Genomic DNA, 14,747 nt, shown 5'->3' on the forward strand with positions numbered 1-14,747 from the left:
CATACGCGGGCTGTTGGGTCAGTCTGCCTTCTTTGTGCCACGTCATTCCACTCGACGTACGCTCTCTCGCAGTTGGCCCGAGCTTCCAGTGTGTTCAGGCTCTGACGACCAGGACTTCTCCGGTCGTCCGGGCTCTCGTGTCATGCGAGGCCACTGGGGTCGCGTCGGGTTGTCATGATCAACCAATTGATGAGCGAGGCGTGGAGGACATGGCGAAGAAAGACGGCGCCATCGAGATCGAGGGTTCCGTTGTCGAGTCGCTACCCAACGCTATGTTCAAGGTAGAGCTCGACAACAAGCACACGGTCCTTGCCCACATCAGCGGCAAGATGCGGATGAACTACATCCGTATTCTCCCCGACGACCGCGTCGTCGTGGAGCTGAGCCCGTACGACCTCACGCGCGGGCGCATCGTTTACCGCTACAAGTAGCCCGTCAGGGGCCGCACGGCCCAAGACTGGTGATGTGATGAGTTCGGAGTCACCATGAAGGTCAAGCCGAGCGTGAAGAAGATCTGCGCGAAGTGCCGCGTGATCCGTCGTAACCGTCGGATCATGGTCATTTGCTCGGACCCGCGCCACAAGCAGCGCCAGGGCTAGCTCCCCGGTTCGCTCGTCGCGGCTTCCGCACAGCGAGGACCCGGTGGGGTACCACCCCAGCCGGGCACGTGAAACAACGAAAACCTGTTCCGATCTCCCGCCGTCAAGGACGCGCGGGGGAGAACCCCCGGTCGGAGGCCGGGGCCTCGTCGATTGGGCGACGAGAGGATGGAACGGGTCAGACCTCCGCATATGCATGGATGGAGTCTCGCCCACATGGCACGTATTGCCGGCGTTGACCTCCCCCGCGACAAGCGGGTGGAGATCGCTCTCACTTACGTTTTCGGGGTTGGCCGTACCCGCGCCCTCGAAACCCTGAAGAACACCGGTGTCGACGGGAACACCCGCGTCTACCAGCTGTCCGAAGAGGACCTGGTCAAGCTGCGCGAGTGGATCGACGCCAACTACCAGGTCGAGGGTGACCTGCGTCGCGAGGTCCAGGCCGACATCCGTCGCAAGATGGAGATCGGTAGCTACCAGGGCATTCGCCACCGTCGTGGCCTTCCGGTCCGCGGTCAGCGCACGCAGACCAACGCCCGTACCCGCAAGGGCAAGAAGAAGACCGTGGCCGGCAAGAAGAAGGCCGGCAAGAAGTAGTCCGCCTCGGACCTGTCAACCGCGTCCGAGAAGATGCACACGGACCGATGATCTCTGGGAGTTTCGCTCATGCCGCCTAAGGGCCGTCAGGGTGCCGCGCGCAAGGTGCGCCGCAAGGAAAAGAAGAACATTGCCCACGGGCACGCTCACATCAAGAGCACGTTCAACAACACGATCGTGAGCATCACCGACCCCACCGGTGCGGTGATCGCCTGGGCCAGCTCGGGCCAGGTCGGCTTCAAGGGGTCGCGTAAGTCCACCCCCTACGCCGCGCAGATGGCCGCCGAGGCCGCTGCCCGCCGCGCCCAGGAGCACGGTGTCCGCAAGGTCGACGTCTTCGTGAAGGGCCCGGGTTCCGGCCGGGAGACCGCCATCCGTTCGCTTCAGGCGACCGGTCTCGAGGTGGGCTCCATCCAGGACGTCACCCCGGTTCCGCACAACGGCTGCCGCCCGCCGAAGCGCCGCCGCGTCTGATTGGCACCGGTGCCCGCGCCTCCTACCGCGCGGGCACCCCGTGGTGCGGTCCGCCACCGCCCCCTGTGGGTAAGCGGGGCGGACCGGGTAGGAATCCGAACAGGGGACGCCACCGCTCCGGTGGTGTCCGTCCGGTGGCCGTCAAATAGCGGGCGGCCATGTGGAAGGGAAGTCACGGACCATGTTGATCGCACAGCGTCCCACGCTCACCGAGGAAGTCGTCTCGGACCTGCGTTCGAGGTTTGTCATCGAGCCGCTGGAGCCGGGTTTCGGCTACACGATCGGTAACTCTCTCCGTCGTACGCTGCTGTCCTCCATCCCCGGTGCGGCTGTCACCAGCATCCGCATCGAGGGCGTCGAGCACGAGTTCACCACCGTGCCCGGGGTCAAGGAGGACGTCACCGAGATGATCCTCAACCTCAAGGGTCTGGTCGTCAGCTCCGAGCACGACGAGCCGGTGCTGATGTACCTGCGCAAGCAGGGCCCCGGTGTGGTGACCGCCGCGGACATCGCTCCGCCGGCCGGTGTCGAGGTGCACAACCCCGACCTGCACATCGCCACGCTGAACGGCAAGGGCAAGCTGGAGATGGAGCTGACGGTCGAGCGCGGCCGCGGTTACGTCTCTGCGACGCAGAACAAGCAGCAGGGCCAGGAGATCGGTCGGATCCCGATCGACTCCATCTACTCGCCGGTGCTGCGTGTGACCTACAAGGTCGAGGCCACCCGTGTCGAGCAGCGCACCGACTTCGACCGCCTGATCGTCGACATCGAGACCAAGCCGGCCATCCGTCCCCGTGACGCCGTGGCCAGCGCGGGCAAGACCCTGGTCGAGCTGTTCGGTCTGGCGCGTGAGCTCAACGTCGACGCCGAAGGCATCGACATGGGCCCGTCGCCGACGGACGCCGCGCTCGCGGCGGACCTGGCGCTGCCGATCGAGGACCTCAACCTCACGGTCCGGTCCTACAACTGCCTCAAGCGTGAGGGCATCCACAGCGTTGGTGAGCTGGTTGCCCGCTCCGAGCAGGACCTGTTGGACATCCGTAACTTCGGTGCCAAGTCCATCGATGAGGTCAAGCAGAAGCTCATCGACATGGGCCTGTCCCTGAAGGACTCCCCGCCCGGATTCGACCCCAGCACCGCGGCCGACTCCTACGGCTCCGAGGACGACGAGGGTGAGTCCTTCGTCGAGACGGAGCAGTACTAACCTTCGTCGCCCAAAGGTCCCCGGCCGAGTGCGGCCGTGGACCGCATCACTAGGAGAACGACACCATGCCCACGCCTACCAAGGGCGCCCGTCTGGGATCCGGGCCCGCTCACGAGCGGCACATCCTGGCGAACCTCGCCACCTCGCTGTTCCAGCACGGCCGCATCCGCACCACGGAGGCCAAGGCCAAGCGCCTGCGTCCGTACGCCGAGAAGCTCATCACGCTCGGCAAGCGCGGCGACCTGCACGCCCGTCGTCAGGTGCTGACCAAGATCACGGACAAGTCCGTGGTGCACGAGCTCTTCACCGAGATCGGCCCGCGCTTCGAGAACCGTCCCGGTGGTTACACCCGTATCACCAAGATCGGTCCGCGTAAGGGCGACAACGCCCCGATGGCCATCATCGAGCTGGTCGAGGCGCTGAACGCGCCCGCCGCTCCGGCCGCCGCTCCCGCCGAGGAGACCGCCACGGCCGAGGACACCACCACGGAGGCCCCCGAGGCCACCGAGGAGAGCTCCGAGAGCAAGTAGGGCCGACGTGCGCAGGGCCCAGGGCCCGCGCCAGGCTCGTGGAGTGCCCGACCCTCGCGGGGGTCGGGCACTTCTTCTTTTCACGGGTCACCGGCAGGACCGTCTCGGCGGTGCCGGTGGCCCTGGCGCGTCCGGTGGGCGCGCCAGGGATGCGGGGTGGGGATGGACGAGAACGAAACGACCGTCCGGCTGCGACTGGACATCGCCTACGACGGGACCGACTTCTCCGGGTGGGCGACCCAGCCGACCCGGCGCACCGTTCAGGGTGAGCTGGAGTCCGCGCTGGCGAAGGTGCTCCGGCTTCCGTCGGCCTCGGTGACGTGTGCCGGCCGCACGGACGCCGGTGTGCACGCGCGCGGCCAGGTGGCGCAGGTGGACGTGCCGCTCGCGACGTGGGAGGACGAGGGGGAGCGGGTGCTGCGCAGGCTCGCCGGTGTGCTGCCCCGGGACGTGCGGGTCAGCGCCGTCCGGGTGGCGCCGCCGGGGTTCGACGCGCGCTTCTCGCCCCTGTTCCGCCGCTACGTGTACCGGATCAGCGACGCCCCCTACGGCGTGGAGCCGCTGCGGCGTCGCGACGTGCTGTGGCACCGGCACCCGGTGGACGTGGACCGGATGAACGAGGCCGCCGCCCTGTTGGTCGGCGAGCACGACTTCGCGGCCTTCTGCAAGAAGCGGGAGGGGGCCACGACCATCCGTGAGTTGTTGCGCCTGGAGTGGGTGCGGGAGGAACCGCACCTGATCGCCGGGACGATCCAGGCCGACGCCTTCTGCCACAACATGGTGCGTGCCCTCGTGGGGGCGCTCCTGGCGGTGGGGGACGGACGCAAGGGGGTGGAGTGGCCGGGCAGGGTCCTGGGCGCCGCCGTACGCGATTCCTCGGTGCACGTGGTGGGTCCGCAGGGGCTGAGCCTGGAGGAGGTGCGCTACCCCGCCGACGAGGAGCTGGCGGGCAGGGCGAGCCTCACCCGTCGCGTGCGCGAGCTCCCCTGCAAGGGGCACGCGGAGTAGAGGGCGGGCTGGGTGTGCCCGGGCCGGAGTCTCAGGGCGTGCGTGTGCGGGACCGGAGGGTTCGGGCGTGCGTGACGTCCGAGGGCCTGCCTGTGCGCGCGGAGGGCGAAGGCCCCCGGGCCGGGTCCCGGTGTGCCGTCAGGGGTTGTCTCCGGGCGTGCCGGTGTGGGCGGAGCGAGAAGGTCCCGAGCCCGGTCCCGGTGTGGCTTCCGAACCAGTCCCCGGACCCCGGTGCGGGAGCGGAGGACGAAGGCGGACCGAGGGGCTCCCCGGGCTGGGGCCAGGTTGCCGTTGGGGGCTGTCTCCGGGCATGCCTGTGCCCGGGGCCGGAGGGTCCGGGGCTCGTCTGCGGGCACGCTGGTGTGGGCGGAGCAGGAAGCCCCGGGGCGGGGTCCCGGTGTGGCTTCCGGAGTCTCAGGGCGTGCGTGCGTCCGAGGGCCTGCCTGTGCGCGCGGAGGGCGAAGGCCCCGGGCCGGGTCGCGGTGTGCCTTCCGGGGCTGTCTCCGGGCACGCCCGTGCGGGCGGAGCTAGTAGGTCCCCGGGCTGGGGCCAGTGTGCGTCCCGGGGCTGTCTCGGGGCATGCGAGTGCGGGCGGAGAGCGAAGACCCCCTGATAGGTCAAGTAGAGCCGGAAACACCGAACGGCGCCACCCTGGTCCACGAACTGTGGACAACCAGGGTGGCGCCGTCTTCGTGTGCGGGGCCGGTGCCCCTCAGGCCCGGTCGTCGGCGAGCGCCCCGTGGACACTCTCGATGAACCCCTCACCGATGTCGCGCAGTTCGGTGGCGTCGCCGCCGTCCTCGGAGCCCTCGTCGCTGCCGTCGCTGTTGGCGGACAGGGAGAAGAGGAGGTAGCGGCCCCACTGGCCGCTGCTGCCGTGGCCGCCCGAGTAGCCGAGGCGTTCGGCGGGCGTGCCCTCGTCGCCGGGCAGGCCCGCGAACCACTCCGCGCCGACCAGGTCCTGGGCTCCCAGAGCGGTCTCGGCCTCGGAGTCGCTCGGCATGGCGGCGATCCCGACGGTGACCGCGTGGTTCTGGTCCTCGCTCAGGTACGAGGCGCGCACCAGCTGGCGGCAGTCGTTGTCGGCGAGCACCTGGCCGTAGTCGCCATGGGTGCCCGTGGCGCAGTCGTCGCTGTCGTCGACGGCGACCCGGCTGAACGTGCCCTGGCCCTCGACCTCGATCTCCTCGGGGAAGAGGCCGTCCGCGGCCAGGGCCCCGGAGTCGGCTCCCTCGTCGGAGACCGGCGTGGCGCCGGAGCCGCCGGAGCCGAAGTAGAAGGCGCCGCCGCCAGCGATCGCCAGCAGGGCCACGAAACCCGCGCCCATGAGGACGATCTGGCTCCGGGGCCGCTTCCGCGCGGGCTGGTCGTCGTAGTCGTCGTAATCGTCGTACTCGTCGTAGGCGTCCCGCACGCTCTGGACGTCGAACTGGGCGGTGTCGGCTCCGGCGTCCTCGGGCACCTCGTCCCGGTAGAGCGGGCGGTTGGCGCCGGAGGGGCTGCTGGCCGGGACCGCGCGCAGGTTCTGGGTGGCGCCCATGGAGTCGGTCGGGAAGACCGGATCCTCGGCGGGCCGGGGCGGCTCGGGCTGCTGCGCGGGGTAGGCGGGCGGACGGTTGCCGCCCGAGGGAGCGCCGTGCGGGGGCATGCCGGGCGCACCCGGGCCTCCGGGAGCGCCGTGGGTGCCGGGCGGAAGGGAGTTGGGCGGGGGCGGGATCGGCCCGCGCATGGACGGCTGTCCGCCCGTGGGCATCGCCTGGGGCGCGCCGGGCGGAACCTGGGGTCCCGTGCCGGGGTGTCCCGGGTGCGGACCGGGAGGGCCCTGGTACTGGCCGGGGTGCTGGCCCGGATGCTGTCCGGGCGGGGGCTGCGGCGGACGGCCCTGCGCGTGCGGGGGCACCGGGGCGCCCTGGCCGGGGTGCGGAGCGCCGGGAGGCAGGGGCTGGCCGGGGTAGGGCTGGCCCGGCGCCTGGGGTCCGGTGACCGGGCGCCCGGGGCCCTGAGGGCCGCCCGGGGGCACATTGGGGCCGCTCTGAGTGAGATGTCCCATTCCGGGGTGGCCGCCGGTGGGTCCGGCCGGGGCTCCGTACGGGGCCCCGCCCTGCTGCGGGCCACCGTGGTGCGGCGGCCCCTGCGGACCGCTGGGTCCGGTGTGCTGCGGGGGTTGGGGGCCGCTGTGTACTCCGGGAACGCCCTGCGGACCGGTGCCGCCCTGCGGGGGCTGGGGGAACTGACCGTGCGGGGGAGAACCCGGAGCGGGCTGCGGCGCCTGCGGGCCACTCGGACCGGCGTACGGCGGGTACTGCGGGCCGGAGGGGCCCGCGGCGGGGGAAGCGTGCGGCCACTGCGGTCCGGATGTGGAATGCTGGCCGTCAGACTGGGAGGGCGCCCCGAGCAGGTCCCGACCGTCGCCTGCCTCCGGCTGGAGAGGTCGTCCGTCTGGGCCGTACTGAGGCGGGTTCGGATGGGTGCTGATGGGAGTCTCCGAAGGCTCTGGGAGTGGGACTGGGTCGCGGCTCGCCGGGCCCGTGGCCTGTGTCCGCCTCGTGGCTTTCTCACCGGTTCGGCGGACGCACGGCGATCGTGACGGGCGTCTCCAAGGTGCGGGTCACCGCCCGTGGTACCGGGCGGATACCGGCCTTTCGGTGCAAGGGTAACCAACGCGCGGGCGAGGGCAGGACGAAGCACTCGCGGCGACAGGCATAATAAAAGGCGGAGAGGTCACGGATGTGAACCCGTCCCGGCGCTTTCCCGCCAGACGTATCCCATCGGTCGGCCCTACGCACGCTTTGACCTGCGTTAGGGTGGACAGGTAGGGTATTTCGTCGTTGTGCGTTGAGTTGCCGTGGGCCCCAAACTCCCGAAGCTGGGTGCCGATCCACGCACCATCGTCTGCGCACTCACGACCGGGTCGTCCTGATTGGACATGGGACATCCGGCCAAGTAACAGCCCCGCACCCGCGGCGGCTGTTCGGCCCCGCACCCGTAGGGGTGTTCCGTAATACGAGTCCACCATCCCGTTCGGGATGGGGCAGCCGACTGGAAGAGCGAAGGCGAACGATCGTGCGCACATACAGCCCCAAACCAAACGATGTCCAGCGTCAGTGGCACGTTGTCGACGCTACCGATCTCGTGCTCGGGCGTATGGCGAGCCAGGTCGCCACGCTGCTTCGGGGCAAGCACAAGCCCTACTACGCGCCCCACATCGACACCGGCGACTTCGTCATTGTCGTGAACGCCGAGAAGGTCGCCCTGACCGGCAAGAAGCTGGAGCAGAAGCGGGCCTACCGGCACTCCGGTTACCCCGGCGGTCTGCGTTCGATCGCGTACGCCGACCTGCTGGAGAAGAACCCCGAGCGGGCCATCGAGAAGGCCGTCAAGGGCATGCTCCCCAAGGGCTCCCTCGGCCGTCAGATGGGCAAGAAGCTCAAGGTGTACGCCGGTGCGGAGCACCCGCACCAGGCCCAGCAGCCGGTTCCGTTCGAAATGAAGAAGATCGAGCAGCCCGCCTAGGCGTTCGCAGACTTTTACAGGAAGCACGAGGATAACCGTGGTCGAGCCCACCGGCATCGAAGACGTCGAGCAGGAAATCGCCGAGAACCCGGAGGAGTTCCCCTCCGAGTACACGAGCGAGTCGGACGAGACGACCGCCGCCTACGTTCCCACCGCGTCCGGCCCCAGCGCCGGTACCGGTCGTCGTAAGCAGGCCGTCGCCCGCGTTCGCATCGCCCCCGGATCGGGCGAGTGGAAGATCAACGGCAAGCCGCTTGATGTCTACTTCCCGGACAAGGTCCACCAGCAGACGGTCAAGGACCCGTTCGTCTCGCTCGGGTTCGACGGCGCCTACGACGTCTTCGCCCGTCTTGACGGCGGCGGCACCAGTGGCCAGGCCGGCGCCCTGCGTCACGGCATCGCCCGTGCGCTGGCGACCCTGGACGCCGAGAACAACCGTCCGACCCTGAAGAAGGCCGGCTTCCTCACCCGTGACGACCGTGAGGTCGAGCGGAAGAAGGCCGGTCTCAAGAAGGCGCGCAAGGCTCCGCAGTTCTCCAAGCGCTAATGCTCATGCGCCGACTCCTGCGCGGCTGAGCTTTCGCCCGTACGTCGTTCCCTCTGTCGGGGACGGCGTACGGGCTTTTGGTTTTTCCGGTGGCTTTCTCCGCCACGCTGAACTTCACCGGCGCCGGCTCTCTCCGGTGCCGCTTTCGAAAGGGGCTGTCGCCTGTGGCTCGGCTGTTCGGAACCGATGGCGTACGCGGTCTCGCGGGACGAGACCTGACCGCTTCGCTCACCCTGGAACTGTCCATCGCGGCTGCGCGGGTCCTGGCCGCGACCGACGGCGACCGTCGACCGCTGGCCGTGGTCGGACGCGACCCACGTGCGTCCGGGGAGTTCCTGGAGGCCGCGGTCGTCGCGGGTCTGGCGAGCACCGGCGTGGACGTCGTCAAGGTCGGTGTGCTGCCCACCCCGGCTGTGGCGTACCTCACCGGTTCCCTGGGCGCCGACTTCGGCGTGATGCTCTCGGCGAGCCACAACCCGGCCCCGGACAACGGGATCAAGTTCTTCGCCCGGGGCGGGCAGAAGCTTGAGGACTCCCTGGAGGAGGAGATCGAGGGCATGCTCGGCGTGCCCTCGACCCCCGCCGTGGGTGACGCGGTCGGCCGCGTCACCGAGTCCCACGACGGCGCGGAGCGCTACACGCAGCACGTCCTGGACTCCCTGCCGCACCGTCTGGAGGGGCTCAAGGTCGTCATGGACTGCGCCCACGGCGCGGCCAGCACGGTCGCCCCCGAGGCGCTGCGCCGGGCGGGCGCGGAGGTCATCGCGATCGGTGACCAGCCGGACGGCCACAACATCAACCAGGGGTGCGGTTCCACCAGCCTGGGAGCTCTCCAGGAAGCGGTACGGCTGCACGGCGCCGACGCGGGCATTGCCAACGACGGCGACGCCGACCGCTGCCTGGCCGTGGACTCCGAGGGCAACGTGGTGGACGGCGACCAGATCCTGGCGATCCTGGCCACGGAGGCCAAGGAGGCCGGGCGCCTGGAGAAGGACACCCTCGTGGTGACGGTCATGTCCAACCTCGGTCTGAAACTGGCGATGGCCCGCGAGGGCGTCGCCGTGGTGGAGACCGCGGTCGGTGACCGTTACGTGCTGGAGGAGATGAAGCGCGGCGGGTTCGGGCTGGGCGGTGAGCAGTCCGGCCACGTGATCCTGCTGGACCACGCCAGCACCGGCGACGGCCTGCTGACCGGTCTGCACCTGCTGGCCGCCATGGCGCACCGCGGGCAGGGCCTGGCCGAGCTGGCCAAGGTCATGACGCGTCTGCCGCAGATCCTCATCAACGTCCCGGACGTGGACAGGTCCAAGGCCGCCGAGTCCGAGGAACTGGCCGCGGCCGTCCGCGAGGCCGAGGCCGAGCTGGGCGAGACCGGCCGGGTTCTCATCCGGCCGAGCGGGACCGAGCCGAAGGTCCGCGTGATGGTGGAGGCCCCCGAACAGGAGCAGGCGGCGGCCGTGGCCGAGCGCCTGGCCGGGGTGGTGCGCACCGCCCTCAAGTAGGGGCTCCTCCCACGATCCCTGCGCGCATCCGGGCAGACAACGGCCCGGGTGCGCGTTTTCGTGTGTGTGCGGTGTGGTGGGGCGGCCCCGGAGGGGGCGCTCCCTAGGGTCGGATGACCGGGGCCGTGCGGTCCCCGGCCGGTGGAGTGGAGCGGGCATGATGACGGACGCGCGGTACGGGCACTCCCTGACCGTCGGTGTGGACATCGGCGGTACCAAGGTCGCCGCCGGGGTGGTCACGCCGGGCGGCAGGGTGCTGGCACGGCTGCGGACGGAGACCCCGGAGCGGAGCAAGAGCCCCTCGGTGGTGGAGGAGACGATCGTGTCCGTCGTGTCCGAGCTGCGCAGGGAGTACCGGGTGCGGGCCGTGGGCGTGGGCGCCGCCGGGTTCGTCGACGAGCGTCGTTCCCGGGTGCTGTTCGCTCCCCACCTGTCATGGCGTGAGGAGCCGCTCAGGGACGCGCTGTCGGTGCGCCTGGGGCTGCCGGTGGTGGTGGAGAACGACGCCAACGCCTCGGCGTGGGCCGAGGTGCGGGCCGGAGCGGCGCGGGGTGTGGACGACGTCGTGGTGGTGAACCTGGGGACCGGGATCGGCGGCGCGATCGTCCTGGGTGGTGAGCTCAGACGTGGGCGCTTCGGGTTGGCGGGCGAGTTCGGTCACATGACGGTGGTGCCTGGCGGACACCGCTGTGAGTGCGGGAACCGGGGCTGCTGGGAGCAGTACGCCAGCGGTAACGCGCTCACTCGTGAGGCCCGTGAGCTGGTGAGGTCGGAGTCTCCGGTGGCGCAGGGGCTGCGGCAGGCCGTGGGCGGGGACCCGGCGCTGATCACCGGGCCGCTGGTGAGCGAGTTGGCCCGGAAGGGGGACCGCGCCTGCCGTGAGCTGATGGAGGAGGCGGGCGGGTGGCTCGGCGTGGGGTTGGCCAACCTCGCGGCCGCCTTCGACCCGGAGCTGTTCGTGATCGGCGGAGGCGTGTCCGAGGTGGGGGAGCTGCTGCTGGACCCGGCGCGCGGCGCGTTCGCGAAGAGTCTGACCGGTCGCGGCTACCGGCCGGAGGCGCGGGTGGTGGCCGCAGCCCTGGGCAACGAGGCGGGGCTGGTGGGCGCCGCCGATCTCGCGCGCGAAGCCCTGCCGAGGGGGAGGAGGCGTCGCCGACAGCCGCGCCTGGGCAGGGCCCGGTGGTGACTCAGCGCCGAGGGGTCAGCGCCCGCACGTCGACGTCGATCGGGAAGGGCACGTCCAGCTTGAGCCGTTCCCGGGCGATGGTGGTCGGGACGTAGCGGGGCGCGGCGGTTCCATCGAGCTCGTACACGTGGATGGCGGGCCCTTCGTCCTCCTGCTCGATCCGCCAGAAGTGCGGGATTCCGGGCCGCCGCGTACTTCATCGGTTTGGTGGTGCGGTCCCGCTCCCGGGACTCCGGGGAGACGATCTCGATCGCGATGAGCACGTCCTCGGGTGGGACGTGGGTGGCCCGGTACCAGTCGAGGTGGTCGTCCTTCCCCTCCTCGAACTCGTAGACGAGGATGTCGGGCTCGGGGCGCTGGTACTTGCCCAGCTTCATGGTCATCCTCAAAAGGATGTCGACGTTCTTCGGTGCCGCTTCCTCCAGAGCGTTGGCCAGGTGGCGCATGACGTGCGAGTGAAAGCGGGTCTGGGGGAAAGCAGGACGAGCGCTCCGTCGATGGGTTCCATCCGGGGTACCCCCGGAGGAAGTTTGTCCATGTCATCAGCGGTCCAGCCCCCGGGCGGGGTGAGGAACCAGTCGGGGAGTGGCTCGGCCGTCGAATCCTCCTGGGTCGATTCCTGGGGCCACTCCAGTGTCGCTGTTCTTCGCATGACAGGAAGGTAGCGCTGAGTGACGGCAGAAGAACACGCCTTGCTGATACCCGCTCTTGCAGGTTCCAACGGTCCAGGTCACAGCGTTACCCGCGATTAACCGAACCCGGTTCTAGTGTGCGGGTCACATTCTCTGTAGAGTGCGGCCATGGATCTCAACGGAATCTCCGCCCTCGTCTCGGGCGGCGCCAGTGGCCTCGGTGAGGCCACCGCCAGGGAACTCGCCTCCGCCGGTGCCACCGTCGTCGTCGCCGACCTCAACGCCGAGCGCGGCGAGGCGGTCGCCAAGGAGATCGGTGGCGTCTTCGTCTCCACCGACGTCTCCCAGGAGGACCAGGTCAAGGCCGCCGTCCAGGCCGCGGTCGACACCGGCAAGCCCTTCCGGGTCGCGGTCTCCTGCGCCGGGATCGGCTGGGCCACCCGCACGGTGGACCGCAGCGGCAACCCCCACGATCTGGACAGCTACCAGAAGGTCATCCAGGTCAACCTCATCGGCACGTTCAACGTGCTCCGCCTGTCGGCCGCCGAGATCGCCAGGACCGAGCCGGTCAACGAGGACGGCGAGCGCGGCTCCATCCTCAACACCGCCTCCCTCGCGGGCATTGAGGGCCAGATCGGCCAGATCGCCTACTCCTCCTCCAAGGGCGGCGTGATCGGCATGACCCTCCCGGCCGCGCGCGACCTCGCTGCCATCGGCGTCACGGTCAACACCATCGCCCCCGGCATCCTGGAGACCCCCATCTACGGCGACGGCCCCGGCTCGGAGGAGTTCAAGCAGCGCCTGGCCGCCCCGGTTCCCTTCCCCAAGCGCCTGGGCACCGCCAGGGAGTTCGGCAAGCTCGCCCGGACCCTGCTTGAGGTCAGCTACGTCAACGGCGAGGTCGTCCGGATCGACGGCGCCCTGCGCATGCCCCCGAAGTAGGAGGACACCGTGTCCGACGAGGTTCTCTACACGGCTGAGGACGGCGTCGCCGTCATCACCATCAACCGTCCCAAGGCGAAGAACGCCGTGAACGCGGCGGTCGCGGCGCGCATCGCCGAGGCCCTCGACGACGTGGACGCCCGCAAGGACGTCAACGTCGCGATCATCACCGGCGCCGGTGGCACCTTCTGCGCCGGAATGGACCTCAAGGCCTTCATGAAGGGCGAGGTCCCCGTGGTCGAGGGGCGCGGGTTCGGCGGTTTCGCCGAGCGCGGCCCGAGGAAGCCGCTGATCGCCGCGGTCGAGGGGTACGCCCTGGCGGGCGGGTTCGAGGCGGTGCTCGCCTGCGACCTGGTCGTTGCGGCGGACGACGCCAGGTTCGGCATCCCCGAGGTGAAGCGCGGTCTGGTCGCGGGAGCTGGCGGCCTGCTGCGCCTCCAGCACCGCATCCCGCGCAACATCGCGATGGAGTTCGCCCTGACCGGTGACTTCGTCGGCGCTGGGCGTCTGGCGGAGCTGGGCCTGGTCAACCAGGTCACCGAGAGCGGCGGCGCTCTGGAGGGCGCTCGCGCCCTGGCCGCCCGGATCACCCCGAACGGTCCGCTGGCCCTGAAGGTCTCCAAGGAGATCATCCAGGCCTCGGACGACTGGTCCACGGACCAGATGTGGGAGCGGCAGAACGAGCTGGCAGGCCCCGTGTTCGTGAGCCAGGACGCCATGGAGGGGGCGATCGCCTTCGCCGAGAAGCGTGACCCCGTCTGGAAGGGCGAGTAGCGCGCCCACCGGCACCGTGCGGCGGCCGTCCCCTGAGGGTGCGGCCGCCGTTCGTGTTCCCGAACCATGGGTTCCGGAGTGGTCACTCTCCGTGTGTAGCCTGGGATCTCCATCCCGAACGCCAAGGAGACGGCTTCGTGACCCTCATTCCCACTGGGAGCCGCCCCGCTACCCGGGTCGGGGCGCCCACGATCCTGGCGGTGGCCGACACCTCGGAGCGGGTCGGACTCACCGTGGCCATGCTCGACCGGCTCTCCGGGGCCGGGACCACCGTCGGGCTCGCGGTGGCCCGTACCGACCGGACCCCCTCCCCGGCCCGTATCCGTGACGAGACCGAGGGCAGCCGCCAGGCCGGTCTGCGCGTGCCGGTGCTCACGGCGCGCCAGATCCGCTCGTTGGTCCGGCGCCACCGCCCCGGCGTCGTGCTGCTCAACTGTTCCGGTCCGCTCGTGGAGACACTGTCCTGCTCGCTGAGGTCCGTGCTGCGCCGGTACCGGCCGGTGGTGGTGTCCGCGCTGCCCGCGCTCTCACTGCCCGCCACCGAGGGCGAGTGGCTGCACCGCTCCAGGGTCGACCTGCTCGTGGCGCACAGCCGCCGCGAGGTCGCCGAGTACTCCGCCTTGGGCGAGCGTCTCGGCGTCCGTGGCGAGGTGGGGTTGGGCAGTCTGCCTCTGAGCCGAGGGAACGCGGACCGGGGGACCCGGCGCGACCGTGTGGTGTACGCGGCCCATCCCGGGGCTCCGGACACCGAGCGGGGGCGCCGGGGCGTCCTGCTCGCCCTGACGGAGCTGGCCGAGAGTCGCCCCGACCTGGAGGTCGTGGTCCACCTGGGCCACGAGCCGGGGAACCGCCACCCGTTCGTGGAGTGCTGGCGCTCGATGGTCCGGGCCGACCTGGCCGAGGACCACGTGCTGGTTTTCCGCTCCGGACGGCTGTCCGACCAGCTGGACCGGGCGCGCGGCCTGGTGGCGATGGGTTCGCCCGCCGTTGTCGAGGCCCTCGCGCACCGGGTGCCCACCCTGGTCCTCACCGACTTCGGGGTGGGTCCGGGGCAGGGCAACGCGGTGTTCGAGGACAGCGGACTGTTCGGCACCCTGGCCGACCTGCGGGCCACCCGCTTCCGGCGGCCCAGCCGTGAGTGGGGCGAACAGAACCACTTCCACCCGCCCGAGCACGATGACTGGGTGGACCGGCTGCGCGTCCTGCACGGGCGCTCGCTGAGGGGCGAGCTCGGCTGAG

15 protein-coding genes and 1 pseudogene are annotated in these 14,747 nt (G+C 70.4%); 14 read left to right on the forward strand and 2 right to left on the reverse strand.

All coding sequences use genetic code 11. The annotated features are described in order from the left end of the window. Positions 1-209: 209 nt before the first annotated feature. The 7 genes from infA to truA all read left to right on the forward strand — a co-directional run bounded on the left by infA (position 210) and on the right by truA (position 4,412). Entirely contained in the window at positions 210-431 is a 222-nt protein-coding gene (gene infA / locus KBX21_RS03885) for a translation initiation factor IF-1 (RefSeq protein ID WP_017578623.1), read from the forward strand. A gap of 54 nt (positions 432-485) precedes the next feature. Then, positions 486-599 (forward strand): 50S ribosomal protein L36, encoded by a 114-nt coding sequence (gene rpmJ / locus KBX21_RS03890; RefSeq protein ID WP_082206327.1) that lies wholly within the window; start codon positions 486-488, stop codon positions 597-599. Positions 600-815: 216 nt separating this feature from the next. Beyond that, positions 816-1,196, forward strand: a complete 381-nt coding sequence (rpsM, locus tag KBX21_RS03895; protein WP_017542983.1) for a 30S ribosomal protein S13 — start codon at positions 816-818, stop codon at positions 1,194-1,196. Positions 1,197-1,265: 69 nt separating this feature from the next. Continuing rightward, positions 1,266-1,670, forward strand: a complete 405-nt coding sequence (rpsK, locus tag KBX21_RS03900; RefSeq protein WP_017542982.1) for a 30S ribosomal protein S11 — start codon at positions 1,266-1,268, stop codon at positions 1,668-1,670. Between the two features lie 181 nt (positions 1,671-1,851). Further along, entirely contained in the window at positions 1,852-2,874 is a 1,023-nt protein-coding gene (locus KBX21_RS03905) for a DNA-directed RNA polymerase subunit alpha (RefSeq protein ID WP_017542981.1), read from the forward strand. Positions 2,875-2,939: 65 nt separating this feature from the next. Then, positions 2,940-3,404: a 50S ribosomal protein L17 gene (rplQ, locus tag KBX21_RS03910; RefSeq protein ID WP_049569132.1), complete on the forward strand. Its 465-nt coding sequence runs from the start codon at positions 2,940-2,942 to the stop codon at positions 3,402-3,404. 162 nt (positions 3,405-3,566) lie between these two features. Next, positions 3,567-4,412 (forward strand): tRNA pseudouridine(38-40) synthase TruA, encoded by an 846-nt coding sequence (gene truA / locus KBX21_RS03915; protein WP_049569129.1) that lies wholly within the window; start codon positions 3,567-3,569, stop codon positions 4,410-4,412. 712 nt (positions 4,413-5,124) lie between these two features. Here truA and KBX21_RS03920 read toward each other — a convergent pair. After that, positions 5,125-6,141, reverse strand: a complete 1,017-nt coding sequence (locus KBX21_RS03920; RefSeq protein WP_307869144.1) for a hypothetical protein — start codon at positions 6,139-6,141, stop codon at positions 5,125-5,127. A gap of 1,334 nt (positions 6,142-7,475) precedes the next feature. On the opposite strand from KBX21_RS03920, the gene rplM reads away from it, so the two are divergent. The 4 genes from rplM (at position 7,476) to KBX21_RS03940 (ending at position 11,160) form a co-directional block, all read left to right on the forward strand. Beyond that, positions 7,476-7,925 carry a 50S ribosomal protein L13 gene (gene rplM / locus KBX21_RS03925; protein ID WP_210840994.1) on the forward strand — a complete coding sequence of 150 codons (450 nt, stop codon included), beginning with the start codon at positions 7,476-7,478 and terminating at the stop codon, positions 7,923-7,925. 37 nt (positions 7,926-7,962) lie between these two features. Beyond that, positions 7,963-8,472 carry a 30S ribosomal protein S9 gene (gene rpsI / locus KBX21_RS03930; RefSeq protein WP_017542976.1) on the forward strand — a complete coding sequence of 170 codons (510 nt, stop codon included), beginning with the start codon at positions 7,963-7,965 and terminating at the stop codon, positions 8,470-8,472. A gap of 164 nt (positions 8,473-8,636) precedes the next feature. After that, entirely contained in the window at positions 8,637-9,974 is a 1,338-nt protein-coding gene (glmM, locus tag KBX21_RS03935; RefSeq protein ID WP_049569122.1) for a phosphoglucosamine mutase, read from the forward strand. A gap of 157 nt (positions 9,975-10,131) precedes the next feature. Then, positions 10,132-11,160 (forward strand): ROK family glucokinase, encoded by a 1,029-nt coding sequence (locus KBX21_RS03940; protein ID WP_049569119.1) that lies wholly within the window; start codon positions 10,132-10,134, stop codon positions 11,158-11,160. Between the two features lies 1 nt (position 11,161). On the opposite strand, the pseudogene KBX21_RS03945 reads toward KBX21_RS03940, so the two are convergent. Then, positions 11,162-11,698, reverse strand: a pseudogene (locus KBX21_RS03945) (Uma2 family endonuclease). A 262-nt stretch (positions 11,699-11,960) separates the two neighbouring features. Here KBX21_RS03945 and KBX21_RS03950 point away from each other — a divergent pair. The 3 genes from KBX21_RS03950 to KBX21_RS03960 all read left to right on the forward strand — a co-directional run bounded on the left by KBX21_RS03950 (position 11,961) and on the right by KBX21_RS03960 (position 14,746). Then, positions 11,961-12,734, forward strand: coding sequence for an SDR family NAD(P)-dependent oxidoreductase (locus tag KBX21_RS03950; RefSeq protein WP_210840995.1), 774 nt, complete (start codon positions 11,961-11,963; stop codon positions 12,732-12,734). 9 nt (positions 12,735-12,743) lie between these two features. Further along, positions 12,744-13,508: a crotonase/enoyl-CoA hydratase family protein gene (locus KBX21_RS03955; RefSeq protein ID WP_049569113.1), complete on the forward strand. Its 765-nt coding sequence runs from the start codon at positions 12,744-12,746 to the stop codon at positions 13,506-13,508. A 137-nt stretch (positions 13,509-13,645) separates the two neighbouring features. Next, positions 13,646-14,746 (forward strand): DUF6716 putative glycosyltransferase, encoded by a 1,101-nt coding sequence (locus tag KBX21_RS03960; protein WP_210840996.1) that lies wholly within the window; start codon positions 13,646-13,648, stop codon positions 14,744-14,746. Position 14,747: the final 1 nt, after the last annotated feature.

Origin of the sequence: Nocardiopsis sp. B62, from assembly GCF_018070675.1 — a bacterium.
In the GTDB taxonomy this organism is placed as follows: Bacteria; Actinomycetota; Actinomycetes; order Streptosporangiales; family Streptosporangiaceae; genus Nocardiopsis; species Nocardiopsis prasina.